This window comes from Mesorhizobium erdmanii (assembly GCF_013170725.1).
Taxonomy (GTDB): domain Bacteria; phylum Pseudomonadota; class Alphaproteobacteria; order Rhizobiales; family Rhizobiaceae; genus Mesorhizobium; species Mesorhizobium erdmanii.
Window position 1 is genome coordinate 6,440,935 of sequence record NZ_CP033361.1, and the last position, 14,121, is coordinate 6,455,055.

General features: G+C 58.1%; 12 protein-coding genes and 2 pseudogenes. 8 read left to right on the forward strand and 6 right to left on the reverse strand.

Annotation, left to right across the window (positions count from 1 at the left end):
- Nucleotides 1-10 precede the first annotated feature (10 nt).
- The gene (locus tag EB233_RS32085; protein ID WP_244277720.1) at nt 11-157 is read left to right on the forward strand and encodes a hypothetical protein; all 147 of its coding nucleotides are present in this window, start codon (nt 11-13) and stop codon (nt 155-157) included.
- A 1,504-nt stretch (nt 158-1,661) separates the two neighbouring features.
- On the opposite strand, the gene EB233_RS30925 is transcribed toward EB233_RS32085, so the two are convergent.
- From EB233_RS30925 to EB233_RS32425, 4 genes and pseudogenes are all read right to left on the reverse strand, one after another.
- Nucleotides 1,662-1,874 (reverse strand): cold-shock protein, encoded by a 213-nt coding sequence (locus tag EB233_RS30925; protein ID WP_019863204.1) that lies wholly within the window; start codon nt 1,872-1,874, stop codon nt 1,662-1,664.
- Between the two features lie 424 nt (nt 1,875-2,298).
- Nucleotides 2,299-2,679, reverse strand: coding sequence for a helix-turn-helix domain-containing protein (locus EB233_RS30930; RefSeq protein ID WP_155765386.1), 381 nt, complete (start codon nt 2,677-2,679; stop codon nt 2,299-2,301).
- 289 nt (nt 2,680-2,968) lie between these two features.
- A complete protein-coding gene (locus EB233_RS32090; RefSeq protein WP_223217963.1) occupies nt 2,969-3,136 on the reverse strand; it encodes a hypothetical protein in 168 nt (55 codons plus the stop codon).
- Nucleotides 3,137-3,252: 116 nt separating this feature from the next.
- Nucleotides 3,253-3,297 (reverse strand): annotated as a pseudogene (locus EB233_RS32425) (hypothetical protein); the annotation flags it as partial.
- On the opposite strand from EB233_RS32425, the gene EB233_RS32095 reads away from it, so the two are divergent.
- Entirely contained in the window at nt 3,287-3,469 is a 183-nt protein-coding gene (locus EB233_RS32095) for a hypothetical protein (protein WP_244277719.1), read from the forward strand. The pseudogene EB233_RS32425 and the gene EB233_RS32095 sit on opposite strands and share 11 nt — an antisense overlap.
- Before the next feature lie 687 nt (nt 3,470-4,156).
- On the opposite strand, the gene EB233_RS30940 is transcribed toward EB233_RS32095, so the two are convergent.
- Nucleotides 4,157-4,453 (reverse strand): hypothetical protein, encoded by a 297-nt coding sequence (locus tag EB233_RS30940; protein WP_064987271.1) that lies wholly within the window; start codon nt 4,451-4,453, stop codon nt 4,157-4,159.
- A 54-nt stretch (nt 4,454-4,507) separates the two neighbouring features.
- A complete protein-coding gene (gene nodU, locus EB233_RS30945; protein WP_064987272.1) occupies nt 4,508-6,178 on the reverse strand; it encodes a nodulation protein NodU in 1,671 nt (556 codons plus the stop codon).
- A 716-nt stretch (nt 6,179-6,894) separates the two neighbouring features.
- Here nodU and EB233_RS32100 point away from each other — a divergent pair.
- The 6 genes and pseudogenes from EB233_RS32100 to EB233_RS30970 all read left to right on the forward strand — a co-directional run.
- Nucleotides 6,895-7,231: pseudogene (locus EB233_RS32100) on the forward strand (ATP-binding cassette domain-containing protein); the annotation flags it as partial.
- Nucleotides 7,232-8,069: 838 nt separating this feature from the next.
- Nucleotides 8,070-9,698: a tyrosine-type recombinase/integrase gene (locus tag EB233_RS30950; RefSeq protein ID WP_244277718.1), complete on the forward strand. Its 1,629-nt coding sequence runs from the start codon at nt 8,070-8,072 to the stop codon at nt 9,696-9,698.
- Nucleotides 9,695-10,666 (forward strand): hypothetical protein, encoded by a 972-nt coding sequence (locus EB233_RS30955; RefSeq protein ID WP_155765385.1) that lies wholly within the window; start codon nt 9,695-9,697, stop codon nt 10,664-10,666. Before EB233_RS30950 ends, EB233_RS30955 begins: the two co-directional genes overlap by 4 nt.
- A 199-nt stretch (nt 10,667-10,865) precedes the next feature.
- Entirely contained in the window at nt 10,866-11,318 is a 453-nt protein-coding gene (locus tag EB233_RS30960) for a hypothetical protein (RefSeq protein WP_064990658.1), read from the forward strand.
- Nucleotides 11,319-11,409: 91 nt separating this feature from the next.
- The gene (locus EB233_RS30965) at nt 11,410-12,315 is read left to right on the forward strand and encodes a hypothetical protein (protein WP_064990657.1); all 906 of its coding nucleotides are present in this window, start codon (nt 11,410-11,412) and stop codon (nt 12,313-12,315) included.
- Between the two features lie 59 nt (nt 12,316-12,374).
- Nucleotides 12,375-14,060 carry a DUF927 domain-containing protein gene (locus EB233_RS30970; RefSeq protein ID WP_081294179.1) on the forward strand — a complete coding sequence of 562 codons (1,686 nt, stop codon included), beginning with the start codon at nt 12,375-12,377 and terminating at the stop codon, nt 14,058-14,060.
- Nucleotides 14,061-14,121: the final 61 nt, after the last annotated feature.

The following is a 14,121-nucleotide window of genomic DNA, read 5'->3' on the forward strand; positions in this document are numbered from 1 at the left end:
CCAGTCGTCGATGCCAACCACCCGCGGCGCTTGCGGCGGCTCGAACCCGGCCGCGCGGACCATCCGCAACAGCGTGTCGCCGCTCACCGGCATGGCGAGCTTGTCCGACAGGCGCGAGCCCGGCTCGCCACCCACAGCGAAGCCGATCGCCAGCTGACTTTCGCCGAGCCGAACCGTGCGCCGGGCTTTCGGCTGAACCGTCTCAGGAAGCCTCTCGGTGAACCGGCGCGGGCATTGTGAATTCGCGCATCGAAACGGTCGTGCGTGGAGCCGAATTTCGACAACCCGCCCCTGCCACGGCAGATCGGTCAACCGGCGCATGTAGTGACTGTGGACGCGGCCGGTTCGGCGGCCGCAACATGGAAGCACGTTTCCATTGCCTTCGGCCGAGCGACGAGCACCGCCCTGTCAGCCTGCGGAAGAATTTGGACAATCGAAAGCTCGGGCGAAATCAGCGAGCGGAAGGCATGGAGCGCGGGCAAATCACGGCGTCAACTGCGATTCCGACTCTATGAACTTATTCGCACCGTCCGTGAATCCCGCAATCTGCACCAAATATGCGGAAGAACCCTTGATTGTCGCGCTGCATCAATCTTTCTACCATAGCCAAAGTAGCACTTTCGCGGCCGAACTGCAGACCTCTAGCAAAGCCAGCTGCTCTGTGCCGCTTCCAACCGCCTAGTCACATTTTCGAAGCGCGTGTTGGAATCGGTGATTCCGTGACACATTATCGCCACCTTTTAGCCCCGACATTATCGCAATCTCCCACGAGAAAGCCGGCGTTGCCCCAGACGGTTCGGTCCGGCATCGGCTCAAACAGCCCCCCGCTTAACGGTCGGTGCCGGATCGAACCACCTTGCATGTCTGAAGGAAATCAGGTGCGACGCCAATGACGGTCGTGATTGGCTCTTCGACTCGCCAGCTTTTCGAAAGGAACATATCCTAAGATGGTTAGATTGCGGTCGAAGCTACGAAGCGGATGAATATCAATAACGCTGCCCGTACGACGGCCGCAGGTCCTACGCATATGGCGGCTCAAGTGCTGGGCGGTGGCCGAAGCCTGGAAGAGGCCGGCGAGCGCCTCTTCGCCTTCACCCGATTTTCTGGAGATCGCTGCGGTGCAGGGGAGTGTTGTGCGGGACGGTGTCGTATGCAGGGGCTGCTGAAGTGACCCTCGAGAGGTGAGCTGCGCAGCGCTCCGATCCACTCTTGCGACAACTCCAACAGCAATGGCTTCTCAAAGACTGTTTCGAAATTCGCTCTGGCGAGTCATATGATGATGGTTTCGAAAACCGGAGCGCAGTGGACATTTGGGTCCGTGAGACCTCATCGGACGAAGTATTATTACTGTCGCGGTAGTCGGCTATGGTAGGTGATGACGAGGTCCATCAGATCGGAACGCGAACGCGCCGCGAGCTATTAGCATTCAGCGGCGAAGGAACCGGGATCCGCAAGAAGTCGCAGCGTGGTCTCATCTCTCCAGATTCGTTTTGATGCGCGCAGCTGCCGTCGGCATCTTCTACAGAAGAATCTGCTGGAGTAGAAATTAACAGCTTCCCACAATCTGCTGCCCCGGTCTGCGTAGGATCCATGTTCTTGCCCGCTCTTATCGGAGTCAGTGGCACGTCTGCCCGGCTCTTGTCGGGCAGACGCAGAAAAGTTCAGCCAGCTTTGCTGAGACTGCCAGCGGAGGACTTGCCAGTACGGCGGTCCTGTTCGATCTCATAGTTGATCTTCTGGCCGTCGGTGAGGGTCGAGAGGCCTGCGCGTTCGACAGCAGAAATGTGGACGAAAACATCCTGACCGCCATTGTCGGGCTGGATAAATCCAAATCCCTTGGTGCTGTTGAACCACTTCACCGTTCCGGTCGCCATAGTCGTATTCCTTGTAAACATTTCGATGCGGGCAGGCCATAAGCCAGTCCGCCCGCTTCATACCGAGATTTTAGGGGCAGCAAAAGCGAGAAATTGCAAAAGCCCAGTCCAATCGCAACCCGGCGCGCAAGGCTCATGATCGCCTGTCGCCCCAAGCATCTCGCGCTGGAGCTCGAATGGCCCAAAAGACAAGCGATTCCTGCAACGCTCCGAAAAAAGATCGCAGAACCGCGTCTATCGCTGGTTTTGGAGTCGTATCACGGGATCTGCGATCTACCGACTTGAGCAAGGGTACGCTGACGACACAGCGATTACGGGCGCGCGCTAACGCCACCATATTCGTCGCTCGCCCACGGATGGTTCACCTAGCAACCTTTCAAGTGGCAAGCACTTCCCATTCGGCGATGTCAGATGTCCGACAATGTCAGATACCCTGCACCGTCGACGCTTCAATGCCGGCGACCGTGGACATCGCGCGCAGCGTCCAATGGGCCGCCTCATGCGGCGGCGTCGCCTGCGTCAGGCGGACGATCTCGGCGACGTGCTTCGGCGGGACCGGCGCCCTTCCGGGCGAACGGGACCGGTCGCGGAGCAGTCCATCGAAGCATTCGCGCATGAACCGCTCCAGCGAGCGACAGACACAGGTCTTGGACTTGTCGGTCTCGGCCATGATTGCCGAGGTGCCCAGACCATCGCCGCTCATCACGCCTTCTAGGCTTCCAGGGTCCGCGACGATCACTTGCAAGCGCCGACGATCGCTGGCCGAGCCGTTGAGGGAGATGCCATGGGGATGCATCAAACTCACACGCTACACCGCAAACGGAATCCCAAAATCGGACCTTTTTGATCCGATCAATCCACTCTCATGCCCGCCGATCCGATCGGCGGGCATGAGGCACTTGTACGGCGGATGTGAGGTGCAAGAGGCCGCGGGTCGGGCCGCATGACCTGGTTTCGTTTGGGGCTGCCTCTGTCTAGGTGGCGAGCGTCGAGGCTGATAGTGAAGACGGGGCTCCCCGGCATTGTCGCGCCTCCAGCGCCGCGTGTCGCGCCGAGGCTGATCCCGTGTTGTGGTCTCCTCTGCTGGCGGTCTGTCAAATAGTGGTCACGCCGCCTTTGGCGCGGATCGCATTCTTGCCGCGCGCGCTCAGCCGACGATTTCGGGTGCACAGTCGAACTTGCGCTTTCCACCCGATATCGCGAACGATTTTCGGCAGCGCCTCGATCCGGTCGACCTTATGCTGGCCGATGCGCGCTCCCATCCGGTAAGCCCAGGCGCCTTCGACCAGCGCGCGCCGGGCATGAGTATTGCCGGCTCGGTGATGCCGCCGCGCCAGACGGTCTCACCACTCGATTGTTCTCCGGGGACCAGGCCGAAATAGGCCATGAGCTGGCGTGGGTTTGAGAAGCGTGTGAAGTTCACCGACCTCCGCGCCCGGCACAGGGCATTAATCACCGCGATGCCGCGCATCGCCTGCAAAGCGTCAAAGACCGGGGCGCTGCAGGCGCCGTCCCGCATCCATGACGGCATCGACATAGTCCTGAAATGCGACCTGCTGAGCGGGATGGTCGAGGGCCGAAGCCATCGCCGATAAGCCTTTCGCCAGGCCCTCCCGCCCTCATGCTAGCGCCCGTGACCGAGCAGAAATCCTTGAAGATGTTGGCGCGCTCGCGTCACCACTTGTCGCACGACGGCTGCGCAGCCGGATCAGGTCGCGCATGGCTTCATGATCGGCGTCGGGCACCCAGACGGGGTCAACTCTCCGGCCCGATGAGGCGAGCGGGCCTGGTGGCGTCGCGACGGTTCGTCAAACCCGATGGCCAGGCTCCCGCGAACTCGCGTCGGGGCCACTACGTCGCACCGATGGCCGAGGCGCGTGAGTTGGCGATGAACGCCATAGCGGCACGGGCAACTCGCGCACCGAGAGGTGCGGAAGCAGTACCCAGCCCTCGGGGACAAGCGAATTACCTCGGCGCACGACCTCATCAGGGGGCATGCCGTCCATGCACTCCCCATCCAATCTGATCTCGCCTGCGATGGCTTCACCAGCCGCAGATAGTGTTCATCAAGCTGGTCTTGCCCACGCCATTGCTGCCCACGTCGGCGGCGTGACGCCACTGATCTTCGCGCCGAAGTTCAACTCGTCGACAGCGCATTGCCTGTGTCCCCTCAGCGAGGACGCAGCCGAAATGCAAGACCGTGGTCCGGTCACAAAGACGGATCACGGATCGCATATCCAAGCTTCTCGCTTGCCGGTGACCTCGGCTGTCTTCGGTCGCGTTTAAACCGGCCTGTGGCTCGTCCAGCGGCAAGATACGAGGTCCAGCCGCCAAAGCTGTCGAGATGCTAAGCATTCGACGGAGCCCGCCAGGAAGATTTCCTGCCGGACTAGCTCGTTGGCCTCGATGTCAATGATGAGGCCGCCGCCGACGAAAGAGAAATCGGGATTGTAGGACACCGGTTCACCCACAACCGCGTTATTGGCCATGACCGGCCAGGCAGCGAGCAACGCTCCCGCTGCAGCAAAGATTTTCGCATACAATCTCATAAAACTACCTTCATAGGGATCATCCGCCATTCGGCCACACGCACGTAACCCTCAGGCGGAAGCGGACGGTCAGGTGCCAACCGGTCATGTACCTTTCACGTTGGTCAACAGCAGCCCATTGCACCAAACGTGGTCCACCCGTCCCCACTCGCAGGCTGCCGCGGCATCCGGAAAGAACCCACGTCCGTTAAGGTTGGCACTCGTGTTGCAGAGCAGCGGAATCCCAGTGAGTTGCTCATATTCGACCAGGAGCTCTGCAATTGGGTGATCAGATTTTCTAGAAACTGTCTGTAATCGCGCAGTGCCGTCGAGATGAACGATTGCCGGAATTTTCTCTTTCCACTCCAAACGTGTTCGATGATCGAACAGCATGTAAGGATCCGGCGTGCCGGGTTCGAATATCTCATGAGCACGATCCTCCAAGCATATTGGCGCTACCGGCCGGAAGTGCTCTCGACCTTTTACGTTGTTGAGGTGGTTCTTCATTTGCGGCGAAGTCGCGGCCGCCAGGATGCTTCTGCCTCCCAACGCACGTGGACCAAGCTCTGCACGGCCTGAGAGGAAAACGACAGGCTTGTCGTCGGCGAGCACGTTGGCAAGTTCTTTTAAGCTGCATGGAGCAGCATGCCATCCAGGGGGCACGGAGCCATGGTTCATGTTTGGCCCGCTGTAGACCGACCAATCGAGGTGGACGAAGCCTTTGTCGGCGGCTAGGGCGCAGCAAGCAGCACCGATCGCCGACCCGCTGTCGTTTGGAAACGGAGGTACCCAGACTGTATCGAACAAACCGCTCGCGCGAAGTGCACTGTTCCATTTGATATTCAGCCCGCATCCCCCGGCGATGCACAGGTTTCGCGTCCCGGGAACCGACTGCCGCAGCGCGATTGTCATCTCGCGAACAAGAAGGCGCTCGAGAAAGGCATGAAATGAAGCAAGTATGTCCTCGGGTCTCTCGGCGACTAGGCGCGACGCGCTTACATCGAAGAAAACATGCACAGCTGCGAGTAGCGCGTCTTCGCAGCGGCTGCTGCTCCTGTATTCGAGGCCAATCTTTGTGTCGCCGGCGAAGTGTTCGTTATAAAGCTCTTGAAATACAGAGACGATATTTTCGTGAACAGCCCCTAGCGCGATATAGGCCATCAGCTTGCCGGCTATATCTAGATTCCAGCCGGTCCGCACTTCCTGTCTATAGGGACCGAAGTGTTGGCCCGCTGCGGCGTAGGCATGGCCTATAATCGGAAACAGGCATCTGACAAACCGGACTCCGCTTGGTTCCACGTAGTAAAGCCGCGGGAAGATGAAGCCGTCCCATATCAGGCAAAAGGCGGGTTGTTTTGCTTTGGCGAATGAGCTGGTGCAGTATGCGGAAGCTACGTGGCCAATGACATGCGGATAGCTTTCATAAGGAAATGCCCCGCCGCCGAGCATGAGGCCCGAGCTGTGATAGGCTGTCAGGGGACCATTAGCGTCCCGCTCTACATATGGTGCCCCGTGGAGAGTGACCGGGGCACCCTCACTGACAACCTGGAATTCCGATTCGATCTCACCGTCCCAGCCATCGATGACGAACCGGTCAATATCGCGCGGATCGAGGCCATGTTCCGCTAAGGCGGCAGTAATCGTTTCAAGACGATCAATGGATTGGTATCGTGGGTTATTATTGAGTTTCTCCTGCTCGATGCAAAAGATCAATCGGCCGTCCTCGACGACAGCGATTGCCCCGTCGTGCGTTAGCTTGATACCGCAAATGCGCATAATAGATCCCTGTCAAGGTTAGCGTGGCACAAATGTAGAACAATCCGGAAAACGTGAGCGCGAAAGCACGGGACATGCGCTTTCAATTAATGCGCTATGCAGCATCTTGACGGATCGGTAAATTTGATTGTTTGGATTGAGTGCATTCATGGGGTGGATATGCGGCCCATGCCCAACAGGCGTCTAACCCAACCATGCTCTTCCTCGTCGAGCACTGATGGGGGCTCAGTTGGGCACCTCGATTTACCGCACTTTCAGCGTGAAGGAGCAGCGGTGACCTCAGGGCAGTTCAGGTGAACGACGGCGTATAATTGGTGGTCTGTCACAGGTTAGTGTGATTCAGAGAGGCTTCCGCAGATTTGGAGTCACGAGCGAAGTTGGTACGCCGCGGCACGACGCGGCCTGCGACGACTACGACGCCATCGTTCTGCGGGGGAGCAGGCATCTCGACTTCCTGCATCTGCAGGCCTACTATTTCGGCATTCCCTGCGCCCTTTTCATAGTCGATCAAGGCGGCGATTGCGCCCGATTGGCCCAAGCCTGACTCGAGTAGAATCGAGGCGCGCCTGTTCTATCGGCATATCGACCCGGCGCCCCTCGGCTGGGATAGACCGCATCGACAAGCGCGGCCGCTCCCTAGCGTCAGATGTGCCATCTAGCATGCTTCGAACCCGGGTCTGTAAGGGACCCAGGAGAATGGAGCATGAGGAGACGGATGGAGTCTCAAACGCGATCTGTTGGACGCCCTGGCAAAGATCCCCGAAACTGCTCCTGTCATGCCTATGCCTGCACCTGAACGCGAACTGCGCGTCGAGGGCGTGACAATCTTTCCGCCCGGCGAAAGCAAGCCGACCGAGACCGGCCTTGCGTTTGCCATTCAGGCGGGAAGCGCGCTGGGCGTCATCGGCGCATCGGTTCCGGCAAGTCGACGCTCTCGCGCGCTACTGTCGGCGCATGGCCCCGGCCGCCGGAAAGGTTCGCATCGACGGCGCAAGCCTCGACCAATGGGACCGGGAAGCGTTGGGCCGTCATATTGGATATCTGCCGCAAGGCCAAAGCCCCGGCGCATCGACCCAGTGCGGGGCTTGTTTGGGTTACCAGATGGTCGGCACCGTATCCAACGATGCAGACCGTGGCTGTACGTGCAGGGCTCCGGAGCTGTTGCTTTGCCGCGAAGAAGAGACTGAGGTGACGGTTTGTACCGGACATGTGGGCAATAGGCAGAGGGCTGCCCATCAGCAATCGGTTACCAACGCTGCCAATATCCGCCGCGCAACGCCCTCCCCCTCCCCTCCCCGAAGCTCCGGTGGAAAGGGCAAGCGAGCTGCCGCAAGACGGCCACTGGCCGTGGAGGTCAGCTCGAAAGACGCTCTCTCCGCCGCCAGCAGGTTTGTCCGGGGAACAGACTCAAGTGATTCAAATGACTTGACCTGCCTTATTGTTTTGAGTCTCGCATTGCGCAGTTTCCGGCGAAAACCCGAGTTTGATCGCCTCAGACGATCACGGCGCTATGGGCGTGATCGAGAGGACGATCCAGTCTTGGCTAAGGTTCATTAGAACAGCGATCGGTTTCTGAGAGGGGCAGTTTGTAATGTTCGGGAACCGAACCAATCCACAGAAATATTTTATTGGTATGTCTGTTGGTTAACGCCGTCGATCCGCGACCCCAGGCATTTGAAAATAAAGTCAAATTTGCTTTGCTTGGATTCCGCCTCTGGGCACCATCACCTTCTTAAGGTGTTGACGCAGTTGAAAAACTAGCAAAATTATATGCTTAGGCCTGCCCGGGTGCTACACACGGGTGTTACACATGGTCCTTGCTATGAGCCGTCCTGTCAAACATCCAAAGACCGGCGTTTACTGGTTTCGAAAGCGCCTACCCGCGGACATAGTGGCGCTGACGGGCCGCAAGGAGGTCAACAAGACGCTCGGCACGAAGGACCCTGAAGAGGCCAAGCGAAAATATATAGAGGTGCTCGCGGAATTCGAAGCTGATTGCTCCCGAATTCGGCTTGGTGCCGGTAATGGCGAGCCCACCGAGAAAGCAGCGTCGCCCGCACATCCCATCACAGACCGCGAAGCGCATTCCCTCGCGCAGACCGTTCACGATGAATGGCTCGCAAAGTTCTATGACAACCCCAGCGAACAGCTGCATTGGCATCCCGAGTTCTACGAGGGCATGTGGACGGATTATCCCCTGCCTTCGACCGATCCGATTCCTGGGGTGGAAGGGGTCGCCGACCCGATTCCAGGAACAATGCCGATCGAGAATATCTTTTGGAAATCGATGCGTGCTGGATGCATCAGCAGGGCCAAAGACATCCTTGTCGAGAATGGTTTTCCAACCGATCCATGGAGCATCACGAGAACCGCGCGGGCTGTCGGCGCTGCTTTCCAACGTGCCAGCTTGACGCTGCAAAAGCTAGAACGCGGGGACTATGAATCAGAACCGCAGCCAGCCGGTCTAACTCATCGTTCGGCAGAATCTCGACCAGCGGACGGTCGATCATCCAAAGCTACGACCGCTAAGACGAAACCTGGATCAGCCACGCTGATGGGATTGGTTGAAGGATGGTGGATAGAAAACAAAGCGGCAGGCCGGAAACCGAGTACCTATGACAGCTATCGCAATGCGTTTGCCTATCTTGCCGATTTCCTCGACCACAACGATGCGACGAAAGTCACAGCCAAGGACGTGATCGGATTCAAAAATCATCGGCTGAGCACCCCCTCCCCTAAGACGGGCAAAATGGTTTCCGCCAAGACAGTCAAGGACAGCAACCTGTCCGCCCTGAAAGTTGTTTTTGATTGGGGCGTTGCAAACGGGCTTGTCACCCATAACCCGGCAGCAGGCGTGACCTTGAAGGTAGGAAAGACGGCGCGGCTCAGATCGAAGAGCCTTTCGGACGAGGAGGCCGCGGCCATTCTATCCGGCGCTATGGCGCATCAGCGAGGTCAGGAAAGTCAGAGGACCTATGCTGCCAAGCGCTGGATTCCGTGGCTGTGCGCATTCACGGGAGCCCGGGTGGGCGAACTGGCTCAGTTGCGAAAACAGGATGTTTTCACACGCGACAGTTTCTGGATAATTCGCATCACTCCCGAGGCTGGAACAGTCAAGACGAATGAGGCCCGCGATGTACCTCTCCATGAGCAGCTCATCGAGCTCGGGTTTCCTAAATTTGTCGAGCAATCTGGCAGCGGTCATCTGTTCCTGAATGTTGATCCCACCGAAGACAGTCGAGGCGCGCGGCGAGGCCTTAAGAACCGTCTTGCCGAATTCGGGCGCAGTTTCGTTTCCGACCCCAACGTTGCCCCCAACCATGGTTGGCGGCATCGCTTCAAGACGGTTGGAATGGAAGCCGGTATTCCGCCGCGCATCCTTGACGCAATTCAGGGGCAGGCACCCCGGACGGTGGCTGAGACCTACGGCGAGGTCACTCTAAAGACAATGGCAGCGGAGATAGAAAAGTTGCCCTTCTATCGCTTGCGGAGCACCTCCGATATGGGAAGCGCACAATGAGAACCCTCCCCAATAGAACCGCTAGACCGGTAGGCGGCCGTTTAGAAATTGAGCCGGATCGCAGTAGCAAGATCACTGCCCTCCTCGAACCCCAATTTCCAGACCAACAAGCCATGTTGTGGGCGGTTGCCCACGCCGACGCAAAAGGCCCTCGATTCACCGAGGACTGGCTGAACACAGCCGCCGAGCACCTTAGCTATGAGTCTGAGACAGTCTGGCTCCCTGTCGATAACAGCGAGGGGCCGGACGGCGAAACAAAGCTCTCTCAAGCCGACGCTGAGCGGCTTAGGCAGATGCTCGAACCGCTCCTCAAGGAGGAGCAGCGGCTGGGGTCCCTTAGCCCTTCCAAGCTGGACAATCTCTACGAGCTGCTACTCGACAAGGGCAGGTTCTTCTCACGAGAAGCTGCTCGGCCCGACTACGCATACTGGGGCCGCCTGTCGAAATGGACCGCCGAGGAAACGGTGGCGCTTTCGCTCGACAAGGACCCCGAGCACGTCAACGTTCGAAGCTTAAAGCCGTTCAGGAAATCACCGTTCGCAAACAATTTCCGTGGGCTTCTGTCGATAGTGAACAGGGCCATCGAATTGGGGGAGATACCGAAGGGAATCGAACGTAACAAGCTGAAGGGACTTTGCACCAGAATGGCTATCGATTTTCCAAGCTCTTTCGAGAACGAGCTCCTCCTTCCAAAGGGAAGTGAGGGCTTGGGCGGGAAAAATGCCTCGCGCGACAAGCCGACTTTGGACAGGATGATCCTCGTTATGGCCGCGCAACATTATGACTATGACCCTCGTGCAGAAGAGAACGCGGAGGCTCTGGCGAAACTTGTTGCGGACTTGGAGGCGGCCGGACTGAAGACGTCTTTGACAATGGTCCGCAGGAATCTACAGGACGCTTGGAAGAAAATTAAGCTGCGGCCGGGTCTCAAGGGGGTTCTGAAGAAACCGATCCCTCCAACCGCGTAATTACGCGCCTTTACGCGAGTCACGGACTCCCATCTGTGCCATCTGCGCTGCACAACAAACAAGGAGTGCGGATGGCAGCAATCGAGACATAGCAATGGCCGGGTATCGGGCCGCCCATCAAACAAAAAGCCGCATCGTTTGATCTCGCTCGTAAAGCGCGGGTGGGGCGTAGCTATGCGCAAAACTCGGAGACGCAAAAATGAAAGAAATGACTGAAATAGGCGTGGCCCTCGATTACATCTTCGACCAAATCGGGTCGCCGGAAACGCGTTACATCACGGCCGTGGCGCACACCAGAATTATTGGGATGAAAACCAGTCTGAAGGAAAATTATCGCTTCGAACTGCTGGACATCGAGGAGCTGTTACAAAGCCTCATTTACCCCGACAGCAGCGACCACCGTGCTGCGGGAATAGTCGAATACCCGCAGCACCTCATTCGTTTCTACGTTCTGGCCGCGATGATGATGATTGATGGGAAAGAGCAAAGCCTGTCCTTGCTGCGCTGCATGAAGATGTTTTTGATCTTGGCGCATGCGTCCCATCTTCTCTCACTCAAGCGGGAAAAAGGCGGATGGTTCCTGACAGGCTCAGCGGCATTCGAGCTTCAACATCAGATCCGGCTGCGCGTCAGGATTCCCGAGCCCAAATAGCTGTCGAGACATCAACCGGCGACCTAGAAGATCGCCGGTTTTTCTTTGTTCACCCGCTGCGTCACGAAGCAGCTCTGCCCCCGGATACGACATGAAGCTCTCCAAGTTCATCTATGACCACGAGTTCGATATCCGTGACCGGCTGAAGGCCATCGTGAAGGAGGCGAAGGCTGCGGCAGAAGCGGCTGGACGTCGCCATAAGGGCAACGCATCCTTCGCAAGGTTTTCCGTTGCCGGGCTGGCGACGAAGCAGGCCAACGCCGTCCACGACGTCAGGGCTGCGGGTCTCGACGTTCGCTCTTATAAGGCTTCCATTCATCCGGGGTTCGATAGTCTCCACCAAGGTCCGGCGAAAAGTGCCTGCGTCTATGAGCGCTTCCGCGCCCGGCTGACCGTCCTGACGAAAATTGCACCGCTGTTCGCCGTCGGCGAGAACGTGCATACGGTGGCGCTGGCTAAGATCGGCCACCGGCAGCCGGTTGGATCACTTGACCAGTTTCGGCCTGAGGCCGCCTTGAGGATGGTCACCACGATCCATCGACGGCTGCGCAAGGCCGGGCTCAAACCCACGGTCTTCGGCATCGTCGAGGTATCGCTGATCGAAGAGGACGGTGCACGGCTCTTCGAGCCGCACGTCCATATGATCATCAAGGGTCCGACGCGTGATGAACTATCGGCGGTGGTCCCCGGTAGCCCTCGCCACGACTCTCACATTGACCCGGTCTACCACAGCGGGGGCTCCGGCTTGTACTTCACCAAGTTCGCGGCCGAGGAACGGGTCGGTTACGAGGATAGGCGCGGTAAGCGAAATCGGCAGCGCAACAAGATGCAGGCATCCGAACGCGCTGAATGGCTTCAGTGGTACGCGCAGCACGGCGTGGCCGAACTCATGATCCTAAGGGGCTTTCAGCCCGGCTTGATGCGTCAGTTCATGGCTGCCGATTTGCGCGAGGTGGTTCGCGAATTCCTCGGAATACGGCGTCGGGGGCGTGGTTGATGGCCTCGGGGGGCATGTTGGAGGTGAGGTCTTAATAACTGCAACTGGGGGCACCGGCCATGCCTAATGCCAATTTTCGACAAAGCACCCGAATGGGTGGGAAAGGTGGGAAGGTGGGAAATCCCGAAAAAGAGATCCGCGCAGATCAGGAAAAAAACGGGACTGACCAATTGGCAAACGGCCCGCGCATTCTCGACAAGGTGCGTGACCAAGAAGGCCAAATCCACTATCGCTACGGGACGGATAGCATCGCGCTGTGGTTCTCGGCCGACGATCTCTTTGATAACCCGAAGAAGGTCTTCGGCGCTCTGGTGAAAAGCGGATTCGGCTTTCATTCGCGCAAGCCCCAAGAAGCTATGTTGGCTGCGTTGGATGAGTATCCGACCATTCGCGAAGCCCTCGTGGCCAGCAGCCCGGGCTGGATGGCTGACAATATTTACGTGTTTGGCGACGGTACGCTTATTCGAGAAGACGGCCTCGACAGCGAAATCTTGATCACCTTCGAACCTGACGGCCGGTTTACACCGCTTGGGGAACTTGCGGCATGGAAAGCCGGTGTCGAAAAGATCGTTGGCGGCGAACCACTGGCGACCTTTTTGCTGAGCTACGCTTTTGTTGGCCCGCTGCTGCGTTTTGCCCCTTCTTACATCGTCAACCCTTCTGTCGAGCTTGTAGGGGAACCGGAATGCGGGAAAACCACGTTCGCGATCCTGGCGACGAGCGTCCACGCAGGAAACCCGAACAGCGATGTGGGCGGTGGCGATAGCTTCAACTTCAGCGAGATGTCGTTCGACGAACTACGAAGGCCCCGCCGCGATTCGATGCTTCTCCTTGATGAACAAAATGAAATGGACGCGTCGCTCAAATTGTCAGGCAAGATGGCGTTTAAACACTCATCGTCTTCGGGCCGACGCAGGCCGGGGCAGGAACCGGACAAGGGCGTGAGGGTAGCCCTTCTAACCACAGCGAACGAAGCATCGAAGGACGCGATGAAGGCTGCAGCTGATACTGTTGCTGCCGTAGGAAGCCGTACCTGCACCATAGCGTTCGAAGGTAAGATCATGAAGGTGTGTCCCGAGGGCTTCTCAGAGCCGCTGGAGGCCATGAACAAGCTGAGAGAGTTCTGCGATCAGCAGTATGGCACAGCGGGGCGCAAGTTCGTGCGAGCTGTGGCGGAACACGTCAAGGACCAAGGTGCGGACGCTCTTCGCGAAAAAATTAGGCTGTTCATCGACGAATTTCGGTCCTGGATTCCATCCAAGACGGCACCAGCCCGAGTGGTCAACACATTTGCTCTGACCTATGCCGCAGGTCGGCTCGCCCGCAAATGGGGAGCGCTTCCTGCTCTTGAGCAGCCGGTTGCCAAGGCCGTACAAAGCATCTTCGAACTAGCCAGCTCAGCGACGGTCACGTCCGAGCCGAAAGACCTTGAGTGGGCGGTGAGGCGCGCTCGGTCAGTGCTTGAGAAGAACACGGACAGGACAAAAGACCTTAGCGCGGGTCCCGATCTCCTTTTTTGGGATCTGCCGTTCGCGTATCGCAAGACCGTCCAGAAAGTCGCGACGTACTATGTGCCGACCGAGAACTTTCAGCAGGCATTGGGTCCGGACTGCCAGTTGGTTCTTCAGCGGCTTAGAGCTGATGGTAAGCTGAAGTCCGAAGGCGGCAAGAATCCGAAGCTCTCAATCAAAGCGCCGACGTTTTTGCGGTTGGGGGGTCAAAGGGTTTATTGCATTACGCTGTGAGAACTGGTCTCGAGAGCGGGATAGCGGGTACATGGTTCGAGCGCGAAACGTTTAGCCACGG

Coding starts and splice junctions, on each gene's coding strand:
- EB233_RS32085 (WP_244277720.1), top strand. CDS start 11: ATGCCAACCACCCGCGGCGCTTGCGGCGGCTCGAACCCGGCCGCGCGG.
- EB233_RS30940 (WP_064987271.1), bottom strand. CDS start 4,453: ATGGCGGATGATCCCTATGAAGGTAGTTTTATGAGATTGTATGCGAAA.
- EB233_RS30925 (WP_019863204.1), bottom strand. CDS start 1,874: ATGGCGACCGGAACGGTGAAGTGGTTCAACAGCACCAAGGGATTTGGA.
- EB233_RS30970 (WP_081294179.1), top strand. CDS start 12,375: ATGCCTAATGCCAATTTTCGACAAAGCACCCGAATGGGTGGGAAAGGT.
- nodU (WP_064987272.1), bottom strand. CDS start 6,178: ATGCGCATTTGCGGTATCAAGCTAACGCACGACGGGGCAATCGCTGTC.
- EB233_RS32090 (WP_223217963.1), bottom strand. CDS start 3,136: ATGGGAGCGCGCATCGGCCAGCATAAGGTCGACCGGATCGAGGCGCTG.
- EB233_RS30965 (WP_064990657.1), top strand. CDS start 11,410: ATGAAGCTCTCCAAGTTCATCTATGACCACGAGTTCGATATCCGTGAC.
- EB233_RS30955 (WP_155765385.1), top strand. CDS start 9,695: ATGAGAACCCTCCCCAATAGAACCGCTAGACCGGTAGGCGGCCGTTTA.
- EB233_RS30960 (WP_064990658.1), top strand. CDS start 10,866: ATGAAAGAAATGACTGAAATAGGCGTGGCCCTCGATTACATCTTCGAC.